At 49.6% G+C, this 18042-nt stretch carries 20 protein-coding genes and 1 pseudogene; 13 read left to right on the top strand and 8 right to left on the bottom strand.

The genetic code is table 11. The features are described 5' to 3' along the window. Positions 1 to 93 precede the first annotated feature (93 nt). Positions 94 to 216, top strand: a complete 123-nt coding sequence (locus HRE53_RS34355; protein ID WP_255801425.1) for a hypothetical protein — start codon at positions 94 to 96, stop codon at positions 214 to 216. A gap of 25 nt (positions 217 to 241) precedes the next feature. Here HRE53_RS34355 and HRE53_RS12555 read toward each other — a convergent pair whose 3' ends face one another. The 4 genes from HRE53_RS12555 to thrS are packed head-to-tail and all read right to left on the bottom strand — an operon-like array spanning position 242 to position 4150. Beyond that, positions 242 to 1174 carry a ribulose bisphosphate carboxylase small subunit gene (locus HRE53_RS12555; RefSeq protein WP_235110817.1) on the bottom strand — a complete coding sequence of 311 codons (933 nt, stop codon included), beginning with the start codon at positions 1172 to 1174 and terminating at the stop codon, positions 242 to 244. Between the two features lie 37 nt (positions 1175 to 1211). Beyond that, a complete protein-coding gene (gene hisI, locus HRE53_RS12560; protein WP_235110818.1) occupies positions 1212 to 1697 on the bottom strand; it encodes a phosphoribosyl-AMP cyclohydrolase in 486 nt (161 codons plus the stop codon). Positions 1698 to 1743: 46 nt separating this feature from the next. Continuing rightward, the gene (locus HRE53_RS12565; protein WP_235110821.1) at positions 1744 to 2289 is read right to left on the bottom strand and encodes an SgcJ/EcaC family oxidoreductase; all 546 of its coding nucleotides are present in this window, start codon (positions 2287 to 2289) and stop codon (positions 1744 to 1746) included. Positions 2290 to 2299: 10 nt separating this feature from the next. Next, positions 2300 to 4150, bottom strand: a complete 1851-nt coding sequence (gene thrS / locus HRE53_RS12570) for a threonine--tRNA ligase (protein ID WP_235110823.1) — start codon at positions 4148 to 4150, stop codon at positions 2300 to 2302. A gap of 142 nt (positions 4151 to 4292) precedes the next feature. On the opposite strand from thrS, the gene folE reads away from it, so the two are divergent. The 5 genes from folE to HRE53_RS12595 all read left to right on the top strand — a co-directional run bounded on the left by folE (position 4293) and on the right by HRE53_RS12595 (position 8312). Continuing rightward, positions 4293 to 4928: a GTP cyclohydrolase I FolE gene (gene folE / locus HRE53_RS12575; protein ID WP_235110825.1), complete on the top strand. Its 636-nt coding sequence runs from the start codon at positions 4293 to 4295 to the stop codon at positions 4926 to 4928. Between the two features lie 64 nt (positions 4929 to 4992). Beyond that, on the top strand, positions 4993 to 5967 hold the full coding sequence (locus tag HRE53_RS12580; RefSeq protein WP_235110827.1) for a GTP-binding protein: 975 nt from the start codon (positions 4993 to 4995) through the stop codon (positions 5965 to 5967). Next, entirely contained in the window at positions 5964 to 6722 is a 759-nt protein-coding gene (locus tag HRE53_RS12585; protein ID WP_235110829.1) for a GTP-binding protein, read from the top strand. Before HRE53_RS12580 ends, HRE53_RS12585 begins: the two co-directional genes overlap by 4 nt. Before the next feature lie 14 nt (positions 6723 to 6736). Next, positions 6737 to 7549, top strand: coding sequence for a metallophosphoesterase (locus tag HRE53_RS12590; RefSeq protein ID WP_235110830.1), 813 nt, complete (start codon positions 6737 to 6739; stop codon positions 7547 to 7549). 25 nt (positions 7550 to 7574) lie between these two features. Next, positions 7575 to 8312, top strand: coding sequence for a metallophosphoesterase (locus HRE53_RS12595; protein ID WP_235110831.1), 738 nt, complete (start codon positions 7575 to 7577; stop codon positions 8310 to 8312). A 30-nt stretch (positions 8313 to 8342) separates the two neighbouring features. On the opposite strand, the gene HRE53_RS12600 is transcribed toward HRE53_RS12595, so the two are convergent. Beyond that, positions 8343 to 8657, bottom strand: coding sequence for a HigA family addiction module antitoxin (locus HRE53_RS12600; protein ID WP_235110832.1), 315 nt, complete (start codon positions 8655 to 8657; stop codon positions 8343 to 8345). Positions 8658 to 8666: 9 nt separating this feature from the next. Continuing rightward, positions 8667 to 8948 carry a type II toxin-antitoxin system RelE/ParE family toxin gene (locus tag HRE53_RS12605; protein ID WP_235110833.1) on the bottom strand — a complete coding sequence of 94 codons (282 nt, stop codon included), beginning with the start codon at positions 8946 to 8948 and terminating at the stop codon, positions 8667 to 8669. A gap of 179 nt (positions 8949 to 9127) precedes the next feature. Here HRE53_RS12605 and HRE53_RS12610 point away from each other — a divergent pair, with 179 nt between their 5' ends. Both HRE53_RS12610 and HRE53_RS12615 read left to right on the top strand, forming a co-directional pair. Next, complete coding sequence (locus HRE53_RS12610) at positions 9128 to 9358, top strand: hypothetical protein (RefSeq protein ID WP_235110834.1); 231 nt, start codon at positions 9128 to 9130, stop codon at positions 9356 to 9358. A gap of 941 nt (positions 9359 to 10299) precedes the next feature. Beyond that, positions 10300 to 11538: an IS256 family transposase gene (locus HRE53_RS12615; protein WP_235106803.1), complete on the top strand. Its 1239-nt coding sequence runs from the start codon at positions 10300 to 10302 to the stop codon at positions 11536 to 11538. A 288-nt stretch (positions 11539 to 11826) separates the two neighbouring features. Here the strand turns inward: HRE53_RS12615 and HRE53_RS12620 are convergent, their stop codons facing one another. Further along, entirely contained in the window at positions 11827 to 12024 is a 198-nt protein-coding gene (locus tag HRE53_RS12620) for a hypothetical protein (protein WP_235110835.1), read from the bottom strand. Between the two features lie 186 nt (positions 12025 to 12210). Here HRE53_RS12620 and HRE53_RS12625 point away from each other — a divergent pair, with 186 nt between their 5' ends. The 5 genes from HRE53_RS12625 (at position 12211) to HRE53_RS12645 (ending at position 17341) form a co-directional block, all read left to right on the top strand. Beyond that, the gene (locus HRE53_RS12625; RefSeq protein WP_235111101.1) at positions 12211 to 13224 is read left to right on the top strand and encodes a GTP-binding protein; all 1014 of its coding nucleotides are present in this window, start codon (positions 12211 to 12213) and stop codon (positions 13222 to 13224) included. 208 nt (positions 13225 to 13432) lie between these two features. Then, a complete protein-coding gene (hemB, locus tag HRE53_RS12630) occupies positions 13433 to 14467 on the top strand; it encodes a porphobilinogen synthase (protein WP_235110836.1) in 1035 nt (344 codons plus the stop codon). Positions 14468 to 14510: 43 nt separating this feature from the next. Beyond that, a complete protein-coding gene (locus tag HRE53_RS12635; RefSeq protein WP_235110837.1) occupies positions 14511 to 15701 on the top strand; it encodes a metal ABC transporter solute-binding protein, Zn/Mn family in 1191 nt (396 codons plus the stop codon). An 11-nt stretch (positions 15702 to 15712) separates the two neighbouring features. Next, the gene (locus tag HRE53_RS12640; protein ID WP_235110839.1) at positions 15713 to 16483 is read left to right on the top strand and encodes a metal ABC transporter ATP-binding protein; all 771 of its coding nucleotides are present in this window, start codon (positions 15713 to 15715) and stop codon (positions 16481 to 16483) included. An 18-nt stretch (positions 16484 to 16501) separates the two neighbouring features. Beyond that, positions 16502 to 17341, top strand: a complete 840-nt coding sequence (locus HRE53_RS12645; RefSeq protein ID WP_212663749.1) for a metal ABC transporter permease — start codon at positions 16502 to 16504, stop codon at positions 17339 to 17341. 40 nt (positions 17342 to 17381) lie between these two features. Here HRE53_RS12645 and HRE53_RS12650 read toward each other — a convergent pair. Next, positions 17382 to 17996, bottom strand: a pseudogene (locus HRE53_RS12650) (cation diffusion facilitator family transporter); the annotation flags it as partial. Positions 17997 to 18042 lie beyond the last annotated feature (46 nt).

Here is an 18042-nt window from a genome sequence, read left to right on the forward strand (position 1 = left end):
AGAATAGATTGAACGGCTTGCATAAGACAATAGTAAGAATGATAATCATTATCATTGCTTTGTGCAACCTGACATTCTGGCTTTCGTAACTTGATGGCAAAAGGATTGGTCTCTAAGTTTGAAAGCGAAGCGGGTACCCAGCTTGTCTCCTCATTGAAGATGCAAGAGTTTGAGATTTGCGATGGTCTCCGACCGGCCTTCGGCCATCGCGCTTAGCTTGGCTCTTCTACTGAGAAACGCACTAAGAAGGCATAGGCCTTTGCAAGAGCCACTCCATCACCCGTTGCTTATGGGAGTCGATGCTGAAGACTCGCACTGCGTTACCTTGATATTCCGTCATTCTGCGATTGAGACTGTTCAGAACTTGCTGTGGGTTTGTCCCCTCAAGGGGTGGACAGCTTTGCCAAGACCCCACTTTGAAATGTCTGGCATCGGCCTGTTCAATGCCAATTTGATTCCCCAACCGAAGTTGCCCCAGAATCTGTTCCAGCACTTCAGCGCTCAGCTGTTCTTGAAGCTTTTCATTCTGAGGTCGAGCTATCTCAGAGCGATGGCCATTGTTCAACGGTGCAGCACAGGCAATATCGTCTGCACAGCGATAGCCCGCCAGTAAAGCTCGATTGATCTCCACCACATGATGAGAAAAACGATGATCAGTTGTCTTGGCATCCGGTAGTCGGTCGGCCTCGCTTTGGTGGGTAATCACAACCCCTGATCCAACATATTTTCCAGGTGGAATTTCCACATCCTGGATCAGCGCATGCATCATCACAATACAGCGGTGCCCTACCTTGGAATTAAACACCGTTGATCGAAAGCCGATGAAACAATCATCGCCAATATAAGCAGGTCCGTGAATCAAAGCCATATGGGTAATGCAGGTATGTTCACCAATCCAGACCGAGTAAGACTCACCATCATCTCCGGTGACTCGGCCTCGTTCTAAGCCATGTATGACCACACCATCCTGAATATTAGTATTTGCACCAATGTAAAAGGGCATACCCTCATCTGCTCGAATGGACGTGCCAGGTGCGATTAAGACCTGGTGTCCCAGACGAACATCTCCGATCAAGCTCGTTGAGGAATGCACATAGGCCGACTCGCTAATTTGAGGTTGATCCAACCCTTGATCCCAAGGGGTCGGAGGTGAAGGTTGCTGACGTAGAGGCATCTTTAATACTCCATTGGTTTAAAGTCGACTGAGCCCATCAAAGCTGCGTCGGATTGGGGTAATCCCCATAGACCCGTTGAGGGTCAAAGGTTTTGGCCGCTTCGGTGAAAGTCAAGGCAATGGGAGAGGGGCCGTCCACTGCTTCCGTCCCCAAGGGAATTTGACGATAAAAACATGAACGATAGCCCACATGGCAACTGGCTCCAGACCCCGCAACGGTCACCCGCATCCACAGGCAGTCTTGATCATCATCAATCAGTAATTGTTGGACATATTGGATCAAGCCACTGGTTGCACCTTTGTGCCAGAGGGTCTGACGGCTACGACTGTAATAATGGGCCTCTCCAGTTTCAATTGTTTTCATCAAAGCTGTCTGATTCATATAGGCATGCATAAGCAGTTCGCCTGTCTGGGCATCAGTGGTTACCACAGGCATTAAACCGTCTTGATCAAACTTGGGGGAAAGCAACGATCCTTCTTCGACTGCTTCGACAGAGGTACGCTGAGCGAATGAGAGGGTCATGGTAAACCTCAGAGACAACGATGGGTAAAACAGCTAATAGCTATTCCTAGATGTTTTGTTCGGGCATACCCGAAGAGTGGTGATCGACAATCAGCCAGCGATCGCCAATTTTGCGATAGACAAAGGTAAATCTCGCCATCAGCTCTGAAGGTCGCCCCTCTTTGACCACTGCAAAGGCATAGAGGCCAGAATTAACAGCCAGATCACAAAAAACCTGGATATTTTGCTCGACGATACGACCATCCGGCTTCAAGGCCAGGAAGCCTTGGAAGTAATCTTCAATTTCAGCAGGGGTATGTCGAACTCGGTTGGAAACCGTGGGCACCAGAATGGCATCAGGGGCATAGGTTTTGACGACTTCACTGGGTTGACCCGTTTGCAGGGATTGATCCCATTGCTCAAACAAATCGGCAATCTCTGCGGGGGCCACGGTTGGGCAGCGAGTTTCAGCGAGAACGGGTGTACAAACAAGACTCAATAGTAAGCAGCAGCCCAAAAGCATTCCCATCGCATTCTTGATTCTGAGAAACGTTCTCTGCTGAGGCTGATCTGAGCTGCAGGGCTGAGCGGGTTGATAGGCAGCGTTCATCATTTTTCCTAATCTAAATTTGTTGTTTGGCATCAATGGCGGTCTGCATTTTGTCGCACAGTTCGGGGAGCTTCAATAGCTCCTGCTCTTCTGAATGCCGAGTGCGAATAGTGAGGGTCTGGGTTTCAACTTCTTTTTTTCCCACCACAGCAACCACCGGAATTTTGTCCAGGGCGGACTGACGAATTTGTTTTCCTAAACGCTCTCCCGTCTGATCGACTTCAGCCCGAAAACCTCTCTGCTGAAGCTGCTCTAAGACTTCAAGAGCATAGGGTCGTTGGGCATCACTGACGACGAGTAGCCGCATCTGTACAGGGGCTAGCCACAGGGGGAAATCCCCCGCATAATTCTCGATCAAAATGCCGAAGAATCGCTCCAAAGACCCGAAAATGGCCCGATGAATCATAATCGGGCGCTGCCGCGATCCATCTGCGGCGACATATTCCATCTTGAAGCGCTCAGGCAAATTAAAGTCCACCTGAATCGTGGAGCATTGCCACAGCCGTCCAATGGCATCCCGTATCTTCAGATCGATCTTGGGTCCATAAAAGGCACCACCACCTTCATCCGTGAGGTAATCCCAACCTTTACGTTCTAGGGCTGTGCGCAAGGCCTGGGTAGCCAAATCCCAAATATCATCGCTGCCCACTGATTTACCAGGCCGGGTTGAGAGATTCACTTCATACTCTCGAAAGCCAAAGTCTGACAAAATCGTCTCGGTCAAATCCAGAACCGCCAAAATCTCGTCGGCCACCTGATCCGGTAGACAGAAAATATGGGCATCGTCTTGGGTAAAGCCCCGAACCCGCATCAGTCCATGCAGGGTCCCAGAGCGTTCGTACCGATAGACTGTCCCCAGCTCAGCCCACCGCAGAGGAAACTCTCGATAGGAATGAAGATCGTGCTGATAGGTGAGCACATGAAAGGGACAGTTCATGGGTTTGATCTGATAGGCCTGGGTCTCCACCTCCATTTGATCAAACATGCTGTCCCGATAAAATTCGAAATGACCCGAGGTTTTCCACAGCTCCAGATTGGCCATATGGGGGGTGTAGAGTAACTCATATCCCCCCTGTATGTGCGCTTGTCGCCAGTACGCTTCAATGACCTGGCGAATTCGAGCCCCCCGTGGATGCCAAAAGACCAGTCCTCCCCCCGCATTGTCTTCAATGCTAAAAAGCTTTAGTTTTTTTCCCAACAGGCGGTGGTCTCGACGTTGGGCTTCTTCTTTTTGGTGCAGGTACACTTTTAACTGCTTCGGTGTTTCCCAGGCGGTTCCATAGATCCGCTGCAGTTGCGCTTGGGTTTCATCGCCGCGCCAGTAGGCTCCAGCGACGCTTTCGAGCCTAAAGGCTTTGGGGTTTAGCTCACCCGTACTGTTGAGATGGGGACCCGAGCACAGATCCCACCAAAATTCATTGGGGGCCACTGGCAAGGGCTCAATCAGTGAGGCTTCCGCTTCGGGATGTTGAGTGCGCCCCGTGTCAGGACTGCCAATAAAATAACGGGTAATGGTTTCCCCCATAGGGATCTGGGCCAATATTTCTAATTTGTAGGGTTCTTGCAACTGCTCCAGTTCGGCCTGCATCTGATCGCGATCCACTTGTTCGCAGATGATGGGCAACTTGGCTTTGATAATCCGCCGCATCTGAGTGGATATGGCATCTAAATCGTCTGGTGTAAATGCCTGGGCACGGTCAAAGTCATAGTAGAAACCTGTCTCAGTCGTGGGACCAATCGTCACCTTTGTTTCAGGAAACAGATGCTGCACCGCCATGGCCATCACATGGGCACAGGTGTGGCGGAGTCGCTGCAATTGTTCGGCGGAATTGGGCGCTGATAGCGTAGAAGAAGCAGTAGACATAGAGGCTTGCAGAGAAGGGCGAAGGGTTGCTTAACCATATGATAATGATTATCATTATATTTGTTAAGACCTAGTTTGCTTTTGGATTGAAGCCGACTGGATCTCGAAGTGACCCTTATCCCTTTCCGCGTTAGGAGTTTCTATGACCTTGCCTTCCATAACGACCTTCAATCCTGAAGAGATCGTCACCGAATCTCAGCCCATTGTCTCGGAGGCCGAAATGCAGGCTGCCGTCCGTACGTTGTTGCTGGGTATGGGTGAAGATCCCGATCGAGAAGGACTCCGAGATACCCCTAAGCGAGTGGTGAAATCCTTGAAATTTCTGTCCTCGGGTTATCAACAGTCCCTCGATGAATTGCTAAATGGGGCCATCTTTTCTGAAGACCTGGATGAAATGGTCTTGGTGCGCGATATTGACCTCTTTAGTTCCTGCGAACATCACATCCTCCCCATCATTGGCAAAGCCCATGTGGCCTATGTTCCCAACGGCAAAGTGATTGGCCTATCGAAAATTGCCCGCATCTGCAATATGTATGCTCGCCGACTCCAGGTACAAGAACGGTTAACAGCTCAAATTGCTGATGCATTGCAGGGCCTCCTTAAGCCTCAAGGCGTGGCTGTGGTGGTAGAGGCAAGCCATATGTGCATGGTGATGCGTGGGGTACAAAAACCTGGATCCTGGACCTCAACCAGCGCCATGCGAGGCGTATTTTCCAGTGATGCTCGCACCCGCCAAGAATTTTTTAACCTGATCGCCCATTCACCAGCAATGCGCTAGACAAACACCTCCGGTAAAACCGGAGGCTTAAGAAGGATAGTTACGGTTGAGGTCGATTTGCACTATGCTCCCTGTCCCTGGACTATTTGAATATCGCTTGCCTGTTACTCTGATTACGGGCTTTTTGGGAAGTGGTAAAACCACTCTGCTGAACCATCTCATGCGCAATCTGGGGGATCGACGAGCGGCCGTTTTTGTCAATGAATTTGGAGCGATTGACATTGATAGCCAAATTCTAGTGACCGTGGATGAAGATCTAGTGGCTTTGTCTAACGGCTGTATCTGTTGCCAAATCAGGGATGATTTTCTCATGGCCTTCCGACGGGTCTTGGCCTATAACCAAATGCAAACGTCCGCCGGGAAACGGGGGCTAGATGCCATTTTCTTGGAAACATCCGGAGTAGCCGATCCCTATCCTCTAATGCTCACCTTTAGAGCCACCGAACTCTGGAGCCTGACCCGTTTGGATGCAATCCTGACCGTTGTGGATGCTGAGACCTTTACCGCTGAACATTTCCAAAGTCAGACCGCCCTTGCCCAAATTCAACATGGCGACATTATCCTGCTGAATAAAACCGATCTAATCAATCAAGAACAGCTCAAGTCCGTTGAGACTGAGATTCAGCGCCTCAAGCCCCAGGCCAAGATCCTACCGATGACCTATGGCCAAGTTCCTCTATCCAGCGTTTTAGATGTGGATCTCTATGCCGAGGAAATGGCAACCGGCCTACCCTCAGAAACCCAGCATCTCAAGGATGATGGGTTTGTAGCGGTACCCTTTGAAAGTGATCGCCCCTTTAATCTGAGAAAATTCCAGCAATTTCTGGACTATCATCTGCCCTCAGAAGTCTTTCGGGCCAAAGGGGTTCTCTGGTTTGACGAAAGTCCCCGCAGGCATCTGTTTCAACTGAGTGGTAAACGGAGCCAACTGCAGGATGAGTCGTGGTTGGACTCCCCTAAGAACCAACTGGTGTGCATTGGCCGCAACTTAGATTCAGAACAATTACAACATCAGCTCCATCAGTGTCTTGCCCCATGAGTAGTCCTGCTGTTATTGCCGTCGCTGGCCCCTGTGGCAGTGGTAAAACCACCTGGATCAACCAGTCTTTAAAAGATGCAACGGCTCCACTCTCGTATTTCTATTCGGGACTAGGCAGGAACCCCGTTGACCTAATGCGGATTGGTTATTGTTTCCCCTCGGTACAGGTCATGTCTGATCTCCCGGCTCCCCAGGTGTTCTCCTCTCTACCAGATGGAGCAATTATCTATGTGGAGCTAGACTTTCCTGAACTCTTCAAACCTCTTCTACCGAAGGTGCGTTTCTGTCATCAAGTGGCTGTAATTCCGCCTCATCTGCAAGATTCTGCCTGGCATCAATGGGCAGATCAGATTATTCCGGGGAACGATATTGCCATTCCAGATGCGGCCAAGCCACCTGAGCGATGGCACGCCCCTTTGCAAGGTCAAGTCTTTGATCCTGCCAGCTTAGAAGTGGTGCTGACGGAACTGATGGAAGGCGCCTATGGTGATATCCATCGAGTAAAGGGCATCTTTGAGATGCCCGATGGCCAAGCCCTTTACATTGATTTTGTGGCAGGGCTGGAGGGGGTTGAATATACCGAACTTAGTATTCCCCGTTGGCTAGAGGGACGCCCCGATCGCTGGAGTGGCATGGAAGTGATGGGCAACAACCTCCAGCCCAAAATCATCTCCCAAACCCTATTGGATGGATGCCTAGCCGATGAAGTCATTGCCTATTATCAGCAGCAATACCAAGCCTTAAGCCCCGTTTAAAAGGTTAGTTCAGTATGAAACTTGCGGTGATTTCCTGTATTCATGGCAATTATGAGGCCCTGAATGCCGTGCTCTCTGATATTGATCGCCATAAAGCCGACCAGATTTACTGTTTGGGTGATCTGGTGGGTTACGGTCCCCATCCTAATGCTGTGGTCGAGATGATTCGTTCCCTCGATATTCCGACCTGTCAGGGCTGCTGGGATGAAGATATTGTCGAAGGTCTCAATGCCTGTGAATGTAGCTATCCTTCTCTGATAGCAGAGAAACGGGGCAAACAGGCCCATGAATGGACAAACCAAGTCATCCATCCAGAGGTGAGGGACTATCTGGCCCAACTCCCCATGACCCTACAGACTGAGAATCTGGCCTTTGTCCACGGTAGCCCCAACAGTCAGCATGAATATCTACTGCCCAGCATGGATGGATTTGCCGCCCTAGAGCGAGTGGTCTCCACCGGAGCAGATGTTTTATTCTGTGGCCATACCCATGTTCCCTATGTGCGGGAGTTAGAAGATGGCAAACTCTCCGTGCGCGTTCACCAAACGGGACAAGACGACCAGCAGCACCAGTTCACGGCGTCCCTGAAGCGAATTATCAATGCCGGATCCGTGGGAGAACCCCGCCACGGACGTCCCCATGCAACCTACGTTCTCTATGACACGGATACGGCCCAGGTGACGCTCCAGGAGGTGCCCTATGACTACGAGAAGACTTGTACAGCCATTATTGATAAGGGTTTGCCGCCCATTTTTGCCTGGCGCTTGGCCCGGGGGATGGAATTTGCAGAGCGAGCCGATGATCCCAGTCATGTATGTCAGCGGTAGCTGGCCTCGATTTAGGAGGTGAAGAATGGAACAGTGGGCTATTTTAAGCGGAATAGAAGGTAATCTCAGTGCTTATGAAGCGGTACTGGCAGATATCCGCCGACAGCGCTTTCCGGTGTCAGATCTGTATGTCTTAGGCGATTTTGTTGGACTCAAGGGAGACAATGAAGCTGTGATCCGGCGGCTACAGTCTCCTAGTACTGGGGAATTAGAGCCCCAAATTTGTATCGGCTGGTGGGAGGAGCAGTGCTTTAATCTATATGGCTGGGGCGGCTTGCCTGATGCCCCAGAGTTAATAGAACAAGAAGGGGCCGATGCTGTGCAGCATCTCTGGGAATCGGTATCTCGGAAGTCAGCGCAGTGGATGCGATCCCTCCACTTCGGGTTTCACGAATTGGACTGCCTGCTGATCCACGGGAGTTCAGTGGGCTATGCGGATGAACTCACACCGGATACGCCCGCGATACAACTGTGCGATCGCATGATTCAAGCAGATGCCAACCATCTCTTCTGCGGTCGCTCAGGACTCGCGTTTGAATGTTGGATTGAACCAAAAGAACTACGCTCCACGGTCATGACCCTGGATGACACTCAGACGACCACAGCGCCAAGCTACACGCCTCGGCGCATCATCGGTGTGGGCAATGTTGGACGCCAGCCCGGACAGGCGACCTATACCCTTTATAATCCCGCCAACAATCAAATCACCTTCAAAACTGTGAAATACAGCAAGGCCAAAGGCTTTGCCTTGCAACGTCCATAGGGGCGCTATGGGCAATTGATGTATGTGCTCTTATTGCGGTGGACATTCACTCACTAGGACAACTACTTCCTTATTCAGTCGCTCCCCTACTTCATCCTCAGCCACATCCAAGTCGTAATCCATTTGCAACCCCAACCAAAACCGTGGCGACATATTGAAATAACGGGCTAAACGAAGGGCTGTATCCGCTGTAATACGTCGCTTTCCATGAACAATTTCGTTAATCCGTCGTGCAGGAACTCGAAGTGCCAAAGCCATCTGATTTTGACTGAGATTCATTGGCTTTAGAAACTCTTCTAAAAGAACCTCACCAGGATGCACTGGCATCAGCCTATCTTCATTCATACTTCCACCTCAATGATAATCAACGATCTCTACGTCTAAAGCATCACCGTCTTGCCATACAAAGCAAATTCGCCATTGATCATTAATCCGAATGCTGTACTGACCTTTTCTATCACCGACGAGGCGCTCCAATCGATTAGCTGGTGGGACACGAAGATCTTGAAGGGTTTCTGCTCGATTTAGCATCCGAAGTTTCCGTAATGCCACTTGCTGAATGTCTGAAGGTAATTTGCGAGAACGCTTACGTTCAAAGACTTTTTGAGTTTCCTTCTCCTTAAAGGTTTGGATCATCCACTAACAGGCCCATGCTGTGCATTTATTTTATGACGCACCACGTTAAACGGCAAGAGACATATAACTGAACTACGCGATATTAAATTTTCAGTATTTGTAGGAGGCCCAATTGGTTGCAGTCACAGGCGCGAGTAGAGATAAAAATGATTACGCCGAAGTATTGACCGAGAATCTGAGTGCATCGCATCATTCGAGCCGATGCCAACCATCTCTTCTGTGGTCGCTCAGGACTAGCGTTTGAATGTTGGGTTGAGCCAGGAGATCTACGCTCCACGATCATGACCCTGGATAGCACTCAGACGACCCCAACGCAAAGTTACACGCCCCGACGCATCATCGGTGTAGGCAATGTTGGACGTCAGCCCGGACAGGCGACCTATACCCTTTATAGTCCTGCCAACAATTAAATCACCTTCAAAACCGTGAAATATAGCAAAGCTAAGGGTTTTGCTTTGCAGCACCCCTAAAAGCGTTATGGGAAAGCAATGTATGTACGATTGCTTACTGCTTTGAACGCTTACAGATAAAGTGTGCGATAACCGAGTTATGTATCGCTACTCGGGGTCATCTGGTCCTAGCATTCGCAGGTTATGTATTGTACGAAATGCTTGGAGGCGGCGGTGAGTCATTGTTTCAATCTGTTGATACAAATTGTAGTAGCCGTTCTCTGAATTGTAGTAGATATCGATGTTCGATGACTTCTGAGCGCCTTCGGGACCAAAAAATGGTAAAAACTGCGTGTGATCGGATTCCCCAAGCGAGTGGCCGAAAATTGTGACAGTCTTTCTTGCATTGTTCATTATTGTCCCAACTAGACAATCAACGAAAAATCCTTTTGCCACAGCCTTGCGGAGAAATACATGTTCAGAGCGGATTTTGGCGCTATCCTGGACGCCGAAAACTATATTTCCGTTTTTTGCTGATTGCTGACCCGTGAACTTGAATATGTTTAACATCGTAATCTTCCGACGCAAGCAAATGAGAGATTGTTTCAGAGTAGTTGAAATTTACAACGCAGAGATTGTTTGTTTTTGCTAACCGTCTGAGCAGTTTTGCTGTTCTGCTAGAATGGCTCAAATCAGAATAGTCGAGTTGATTTATGTAATTTGTTAACGCATTACAAAGGGCAAAGTACTCACCCCGAAACTCGTTTGATTTACCAGTCACTTTTTGTGACCAACTCGCCATTTCTTGTTCTATATCAACCCATCTGTTTTTGTTTTGTGTAGTTATGAGATGTGCAGCGAGTTGATTGCTGTCGTCTAGGTCACGAAAAAAGGCCGATTCAGAGACTGATCAGAGTTTTGTGTAAGCGGTCTAGAATCCAAACACACCAGGAGACCGCATCATGTCTAGAAAGAAACAAGTACCCAATCGAGTTGATGAGCTATTGGATGAACTCATTGGAGAGAATCCACAGCCAGAGGATATTCTGGGCGAATCAGGACTGCTCAAACAACTCAGCAAACGCCTAGTGGAACGAGCCTTGGCAGGTGAATTGACTCATCACCTGCATCAATCCTCCGTCGATGAGCGTTCTCATGGCCCTAGAAACAGTCGCAATGGTTACTCGAAAAAGACCGTCCAGACTGAACAAGGAGAGATGGACCTATCGATTCCTCGCGACCGTTGCAGTGAGTTTGAGCCTGTCCTCGTGCCCAAAGGCCAGCGACGTATCGCGGGACTCGACGAGAAAATCATCGCCTTATATGCTCGTGGCATGACCACTCGTGATATTCGAGCTCAATTGGTGGAGCTGTATGGGGCCAATATCTCTGAGGGTCTGATTAGTGACGTCACCAATAGTGTCATGGAGGAGGTTAAAGACTGGCGCTCAAGACCATTGGATGAGGTGTATCCGATTGTCTATCTCGATGCCCTGTATGTGAACATCAAAGTCAATGGCCAAGTCAGCAAGCGAGCCGTCTATGTCGCGCTAGCGGTAACTGTGGAGGGAAACAAAGAGCTGTTGGGATTATGGATAGGGGCTGCCGAGCGGGAGGGAGCAAAATTCTGGCTTTCAGTGCTCACAGACCTTAAAAACCGAGGCGCTCAGGATATCTTGATTGCTTGCTGTGATGGTCTCAAAGGCTTTCCCCAGGCGATTGAATCGGTCTATCCCGATACTCAAGTTCAAGTTTGTATCGTTCATCTCATTCGCAATAGTTTGCGCCATGTGCCTTGGAAGGAAAGTCGAGCCGTAGCTGCAGACCTCAAGCCCATTTATCAAGCGGCCACTTTGGAGGAATCTGAGGCTGCCTTGGATGCGTTTGCCAACAAATGGGACCAGACGTATCCTGGCATCAGCCAAATCTGGATACGGCATTGGGATAATATTGCTCCGTTGTTTAAGTACCCAATGGCCATCCGAAAGGTTATCTACACCACTAATGCCATTGAGTCGCTCAATCGCTCACTGCGAAAGGTGATTAAGACCAAAGCTGTCTTCCCGAATGAAGAGTCTGTCTACAAATTGATGTTTCTGGCGATGAGGAATATCTCGAAGAGATGGACCAGACCGATTTTGAATTGGAAGGCGGCGCTGTCCCATTTTGCTATTCTGTTCCCAACACGATTCAACTATTGAATACGTTACGGCTTACACAAAAATCTAAACACTCTCCGATTCAAGAAAGCTGCCGTAGTCCGTGGCAAGTCCCAAGTCGAGATCAAATCCGTTACCGATTACGAGTACATGGTCAAAGTGATATGCTCTCTTTTTCGCCAAGCCATCTCCTCAGAAAGACACATAACTATTAGCTATATGATAGTTGGCTGATAATTCCGACGTTGAGGGTATTATCAGCCAACTACCATATAAATCCGAGATAGGGACATTATCAAGTCAGCACTGGATAACTCCACCATGTCAGACTTAGAGTAGCTGGGCATACACATCATTCTCAGTGTTATCCCACACAGCATCTAATGACGTTTGACTGGCTTGTAGCCAAAACCCAGTTTCATCATCAGGAAGCAGCATGACTAGCACCTTGGTTCCTTCGGGAAGCTCTGTTGATTCCAGAAGTTCAATTTTTCCTTCGCGAATCGTAGCCCAAAGTGTTTGCAGCATATCTCTTCATTATTAATAGTCTTGCTTTAAGTTTATGCATCAATAACTGATTCTGGAGATCGTTATGATGACACCGCTTGATGTAGCCAATGATAATGATTATCATTCTAATTACGATCCTTCTCTCCCTATGCACCTATGTCGACGGTGACGCCAGAGCCAACTCACCTCAGCCGGAGTTCACTCATGATTCAATCCCCTGTTCAACAAGCCGTACCTCAAACCGGACTAAAACTCCCCAAACGGGGGTTGCCCGTGACGATCATTACGGGCTTTCTCGGTAGTGGGAAGACCACATTGCTCAATCATATTCTCCAAGACTGCCAGGATCTGAAAGTGGCGGTGTTGGTCAATGAGTTTGGCGATATCGATATTGATAGTCAGCTCTTGGTTTCTGTTGAAGAAGATATGGTGCAGCTCAGCAATGGCTGTATCTGCTGCACGATCAACGACGATTTGGTGGAAGCGGTCTACAGCATTTTAGAGCGGAATGAGAAGGTGGATCACTTGGTGATCGAAACAACGGGGGTGGCCGATCCATTGCCCATCGCACTCACCTTTGCGATGCCGCCCCTGCGGAATTTAACCCAACTGGATTCCATCGTCACGCTAGTGGATGCAGAAGCCTTTTCTCCCCAGCATTTTGAGAGTGAAGCCGCCCTCAACCAAGTGTCCTATGCCGACATCATTATGCTCAATAAAACGGACTTAGCCGCCCCTCAACAGGTAGACGCCTTGGAGGCATGGGTTCGAGAGCAAAAATGGGGGGCACGGATTTTGCGATCGCAAAACAGCAACATCCCCCTCCCCTTGATTTTAGATACAAATCTCTTTCAGCCAGAGCGCTATGCCGCAGAAGCCAAGACAATGACTAAGGCGACGCATGATCACCACCATCACTCCAACCATCTCGTCAATGATGGGTTTATATCGGTGGCATTTGAGAGTGATCGTCCGTTTGATTTGGACAAATTTCAAGATTGGCTCGCCGATGATCTTTCAGAAAACGTCTTCCGAGCAAAGGGATTCCTATGGTTTGGTACAGTTGCGCCACGCTATATCTTCCAGCTCAGCGGCAAACGCTACACCTTAGACACGGACCAGTGGCCTGCAGCACCCAAGACACAGCTCGTCCTGATTGGTCGCGAGTTAGATGCCCCAAAACTACAGCACCAGCTTCGAGGCTGTTTAACGTCCTAGCCGATCTCGTTCACATCTATAGCCCAAGGAGAGCTTAGGCTCAAAACAACTGCAGCCAAAGAGGCCAGACAGTTGAGCATCGTCAGAACCCAAGAACGACCCAGCTCTCAGTGCCAAAATAGCCTCACCAAAGAAAAATATTTTCTGAAGTCTCTCCGTTGTCCACTTTCCTGAGATATGATAATGATTATCATTCTGTTGGATGCTCATGGTCCTTTCTCAACCTAAGTCTCAGGAGCCTACAGGCGATTCGTCCGTTAGCTCCACTGCTATCCGCTTTCGACCTCGGCGGTTACGGCGCACTGAAGCCATGCGGCGATTGGTGCGCGAAACTCAGCTAACCCTCGACGATCTGATCTATCCGGTGTTTGTACGAGAGGGAACGGAGCTTGAAGAGGAAATTCCATCCATGCCCGGGATTTATCGATACTCCCTGGATGTGTTGCTCAAGGAATTGGCAGAGGTGTCACAGCTAGGGATTAAAGCCATTGCCCTATTCCCCCTCATTCCTCCTGAGCAGAAAGATAATGCTGGCACAGAAAGTTATAACCCCGATGGTTTAGTGCCGCGCACCGTGAAAGCGATCAAGACCCAATTCCCTGAGCTGCTGGTTTTGACTGACGTGGCCCTTGACCCCTACAGCAGCGCCGGCCATGACGGGATTGTGCAAGATGGCATCATTCTCAACGATGAAACCGTAGACGTACTGGTTCAACAAGCCCTCTGTCAGGCAGAAGCGGGTGCTGATTTTGTCTGCCCTTCAGACATGATGGATGGTCGAGTGGGCGCGATGCGCCAAGCTTTGGATGCTGCCGGGTGGGACCAGGTGGGAATTTTAGCCTATTCCGCTAAGTATGCCTCGGCCTATTATGGTCCCTTTCGCGATGCCCTGGACTCCGCCCCCCAGTTTGGGGACAAGAAAACCTATCAAATGGACCCCGCTAATACCCGCGAAGCTCTCAAGGAAGTGGCTTTAGACGTGAGGGAAGGCGCAGATCTAGTGATGGTAAAACCCGCCCTCGCCTACCTGGATATTATTAGCCAGATTAAGCAAACCACCACGCTGCCTGTGGTCGCCTACAACGTCAGTGGTGAATACGCCATGATTAAAGCCGCCGCAGAACGAGGTTGGATTGATGAGTCATCCATGGTGCTGGAAACGTTGACCAGCATGAAACGAGCGGGAGCCGATTTAATTTTGACCTATTTTGCCAAGCAGCTTGCCTTGGCCTGGCAGTCATAATTGCCCTGCCTTTGTCTTTTTCTCAATCAATAGGAATGTTGACATGACCCCTAACCCTTCTCGTCTCTCCCGGTTACAACAGTGCCAACTCTCCATCGCTTTGCTTTCGGCACTGGCTCTTGGTAGCTGTGCCTCGTCTCCCTCAGGAGAAACCAATTCTACCCAAGATGACTCGAAGCTCCAGGTAACAACGACCTTTTTGCCAATCACCAACTTTACAAAAGCTGTAGCAGGCGATCGTGCCCAAGTGACGCAGCTTTTACCCAACAATATTGGTCCCCATGACTACCAAGCGAAACCCGAGGATATCCAGAAGCTGGCCAAGGCCGACATTCTAGTCATGAATGGTCTAGAAATGGAAGCCTTTCTAGAGGACATGGTCAAAAATGCGGGCAACAGTGAGTTAGCCATGGTTGACTCCAGCGAAGGCGTTGCCGTTATCCCCAACGAAGAAGAGCATGGGGATGAACATAAAGGCGAAAAGGAGGGGGATGACCATGATCACGAGGATCATGAAGACGAAGACCATGAAGGTGAAGAGCATGCTGAGGGGGATGACCATGGAGACGAGGACCATGCTGAAGACGAGGACCATGACGAGAAGAAAGACCATGCTGAAGGTGGCCATGACCATGGCGAAAATAACCCCCACATTTGGCTAGATCCGAAGCGAGCCATTCAGCAGGTTGAAAACATTCGCGATGGTTTGATTAAAGCGGACCCAGACGGGAAGTCTACCTATGAAGCCAATGCCGCTGCCTATATTGATCAACTAAAACAACTCGATACGGAATTTACGGAGCAACTAAAACCCTATGCGGGCAAAACCTTCGTCACCTATCACGATTTTGCAGACTACTTTGCCCGCAGTTATGACTTAAAGGTGGAGTATCTAGTGGGCATTCCCGACGAGAATGCATCACCCGAAGATGTAAAGCGAGTCATTAATGCAGCGAAATCCTCGAATCTAAAGACTCTATTGTCAGAGCCCCAAGCTTCAAGTAACCCATTTACAGCACTGGCTCAAGATCTAAAGGTGCAGGTGGGTACATTTGATCCCTTAGAAACTGGCGGAACAGATGCATTAGAGGCAGACTATTACTTATCAGCCATGCGGGCCAATCTTAAAAGTTTGACCACCGCCTTTGGCAGTCAGCCCCAGACATGGATGCCAGCGCAGCCCAAACAACGGACCGTCGCGACCTTGCCTCAGTGGGTTCAGGTTAAATTTTAGGAGGGTTAAGCTTGCGAGAGTCCATTCTGCAGGTTTCAGGACTAACGGTTGTCCGCGACAAACATGTTGCGGTAGAAGAGGTATCGTTTGTCGTGCAGGCAGGGACCAATGTCGCCATCGTTGGTCCTAATGGCGCGGGGAAGAGTAGCCTGATCCAGGCAATCTTGGGGGTACTGCCACGTCAAGTGGGACAGGTGGAGGTATTGGGTCATCACCTCAGTCCCCAAGGACGATTGCCTGCGAAGATTCGGGATGCGATCGCATATCTGCCGCAAAATTTTAGCTTCGATCGCCGGATTCCCATGACCGTCGAAGAAGTAGTGGGCTTAGGCTGGCATACCCTCGGCCTCCAATGGCCTTGGGCCGGGCACAGAGCGAGGCAACTTGCGGTTCGTCAAGCCCTCGCCCAGGTAGAAGCACTCCATTTGAAACGGAAACGAATTAGCGATCTATCAGGGGGCGAAACCAAACGAGTTCTGCTGGCCTATTGTCTGGTCAGGCCGCGTCGTCTGTTGATCTTAGATGAGGCTCCTGCGGGCCTAGATCTGCGGGCAGAAGCAGAATTCTACCAATTGCTGAACCAGCTCAAACAACAGCAAGGATGGGCCATTTTACAAGTTTCCCATGATCTGAATATGGTGCAGCGCCAGTGTGATCATGTGTTGTGTATTAACCGCCAGTTACTCTGCGAAGGGGTTCCTGAGATAGCCCTCTCCAAAGAAAGCTTAAGCACGGTCTATGGCCCCGAATTTGCCCGCTATCATCATTCCTGTGCGTTGTAAGTTTAGCGGCCCCATCCCATGTCTTTGACCAGCGAAATCACTCGAATTATCGACCTGTTTCAGTTTCCGTTTATGCAGCGGGCGGTCATCAGCGGCGTCCTGACTGGACTAGCAGGCGGGATGCTTGGCAGCTTCACGATTCTGCGACAACTCTCATTTTTTAGCGATGCTCTAGGGCACTCTACCCTGTTGGGTCTCAGCTTTGGAGTGCTATTGGGCTGGAACCCTACGGCAATTGTCCTCCCGTTTGCGGTCTTGTTTGCCTTGGGCGTGACCTATCTACTCGAACGAACACACCTATGGACCGATGCACTACTAAATATTGTCTACTCGTCCTCCTTGGCCCTCGCTGTTATTGTTCTCAGCTTAACGGGGACCTATAAGGGAGGGATTCATCAACTGTTGTTTGGTGATATTTTAGCGGTGCACACGGCTGATTTAATTTTTTGTGGGGCATTACTGCTGGCCTGTGCTCTGTATATAGGGTTGACGTTTCGGACACAGATGCTGATCACCCTGAATGAACCCCTTGCGATCGCACGCGGTGTATCCATCTCATTCCATCGAACAACCTTTATTGTTCTCCTGGCTCTAGTCGTGGGAATTTCCATTAAAGCTATCGGAGTACTCTTGATTAGCGCTTTTGTCGTGATTCCAGCCTGTGCATCGCGATTACTCTGTCGCCAATTTAGCCATCATGCGATCCTCTCGGCCTGCTTGGGAGCGATCAGTGCGGTCATGGGAATGCTGTTGTCAGCAGCGTTAAATTTACCGTCGGGACCCAGCATTGTCATGGCCCAATTAGGAATTTTTATGGGGGCGATGATTTACCCTCAACTCTATAAAGCCGTGGCTTAGTGCAGTTCAGTTGCCCCGCTGGCCCTTCATCTCTCCTGGATCACCCTAGTGGGACCGAGACTGGGTTGTGTCTATGGTCGATGTCCAAACAAGGCTCACCATGACAGGGATTAACTTCAATGAGTACATGCGAGAGAGAGGGAATATGACTGAGGAGGTTCTTGTAATACTCCGGTGCTTGTGGATAGTGGGTTACTAGGGAAACAGTTGCAGACAGATGCTGTTGGCTGACACGCCAGACATGCAGATCGACCACACAATTATCCGCATCGTCTTCAATGATGTGCAAAATATCCAGCTTGATATGTTGATCAATGCCGCCATCTAGCAAGATTGAGCCTGTGTCACTCACCAAATGGTAGGCCCATTTAGTGATGACTCCGGCACCGACTAACCCCATTGCAGCATCTAGCCAGATCCAACCTAGAAACTTCCCAGCAAATAAGGCAATGATGGCCAAAACAGAGGTGAGGGCATCTGCTAAAACGTGAACATAGGCAGCCCGCAGATTGTGATCCGCATGATGAGAATGACCATGAGTCCCATGATGATGATCATGGCTGTGGCCGTGCTCACCTTGGAGTAACCAAGCACTCACTAAATTGACGATTAATCCAAGAATGGCCACTCCAATGGCCTCATTAAACGAGACTGATCAGAGTTTTGTGTAAGCGGTCTAGAATCCAAACACACCAGGAGAC

This window comes from Acaryochloris sp. 'Moss Beach' (assembly GCF_021497025.1).
Taxonomy (GTDB): domain Bacteria; phylum Cyanobacteriota; class Cyanobacteriia; order Thermosynechococcales; family Thermosynechococcaceae; genus Acaryochloris; species Acaryochloris marina_A.

Coding starts and splice junctions, on each gene's coding strand:
- HRE53_RS12580 (WP_235110827.1), top strand. CDS start 4,993: ATGCTCCCTGTCCCTGGACTATTTGAATATCGCTTGCCTGTTACTCTG.
- HRE53_RS12625 (WP_235111101.1), top strand. CDS start 12,211: ATGATTCAATCCCCTGTTCAACAAGCCGTACCTCAAACCGGACTAAAA.
- hisI (WP_235110818.1), bottom strand. CDS start 1,697: ATGACCCTCTCATTCGCTCAGCGTACCTCTGTCGAAGCAGTCGAAGAA.
- HRE53_RS12595 (WP_235110831.1), top strand. CDS start 7,575: ATGGAACAGTGGGCTATTTTAAGCGGAATAGAAGGTAATCTCAGTGCT.
- hemB (WP_235110836.1), top strand. CDS start 13,433: ATGGTCCTTTCTCAACCTAAGTCTCAGGAGCCTACAGGCGATTCGTCC.
- HRE53_RS12585 (WP_235110829.1), top strand. CDS start 5,964: ATGAGTAGTCCTGCTGTTATTGCCGTCGCTGGCCCCTGTGGCAGTGGT.
- thrS (WP_235110823.1), bottom strand. CDS start 4,150: ATGTCTACTGCTTCTTCTACGCTATCAGCGCCCAATTCCGCCGAACAA.
- HRE53_RS12645 (WP_212663749.1), top strand. CDS start 16,502: ATGTCTTTGACCAGCGAAATCACTCGAATTATCGACCTGTTTCAGTTT.
- HRE53_RS12565 (WP_235110821.1), bottom strand. CDS start 2,289: ATGATGAACGCTGCCTATCAACCCGCTCAGCCCTGCAGCTCAGATCAG.
- HRE53_RS12605 (WP_235110833.1), bottom strand. CDS start 8,948: ATGATCCAAACCTTTAAGGAGAAGGAAACTCAAAAAGTCTTTGAACGT.
- HRE53_RS12635 (WP_235110837.1), top strand. CDS start 14,511: ATGACCCCTAACCCTTCTCGTCTCTCCCGGTTACAACAGTGCCAACTC.
- HRE53_RS12555 (WP_235110817.1), bottom strand. CDS start 1,174: ATGCCTCTACGTCAGCAACCTTCACCTCCGACCCCTTGGGATCAAGGG.
- HRE53_RS12615 (WP_235106803.1), top strand. CDS start 10,300: ATGTCTAGAAAGAAACAAGTACCCAATCGAGTTGATGAGCTATTGGAT.
- HRE53_RS34355 (WP_255801425.1), top strand. CDS start 94: ATGGCAAAAGGATTGGTCTCTAAGTTTGAAAGCGAAGCGGGTACCCAG.
- folE (WP_235110825.1), top strand. CDS start 4,293: ATGACCTTGCCTTCCATAACGACCTTCAATCCTGAAGAGATCGTCACC.
- HRE53_RS12600 (WP_235110832.1), bottom strand. CDS start 8,657: ATGAATGAAGATAGGCTGATGCCAGTGCATCCTGGTGAGGTTCTTTTA.
- HRE53_RS12590 (WP_235110830.1), top strand. CDS start 6,737: ATGAAACTTGCGGTGATTTCCTGTATTCATGGCAATTATGAGGCCCTG.
- HRE53_RS12620 (WP_235110835.1), bottom strand. CDS start 12,024: ATGCTGCAAACACTTTGGGCTACGATTCGCGAAGGAAAAATTGAACTT.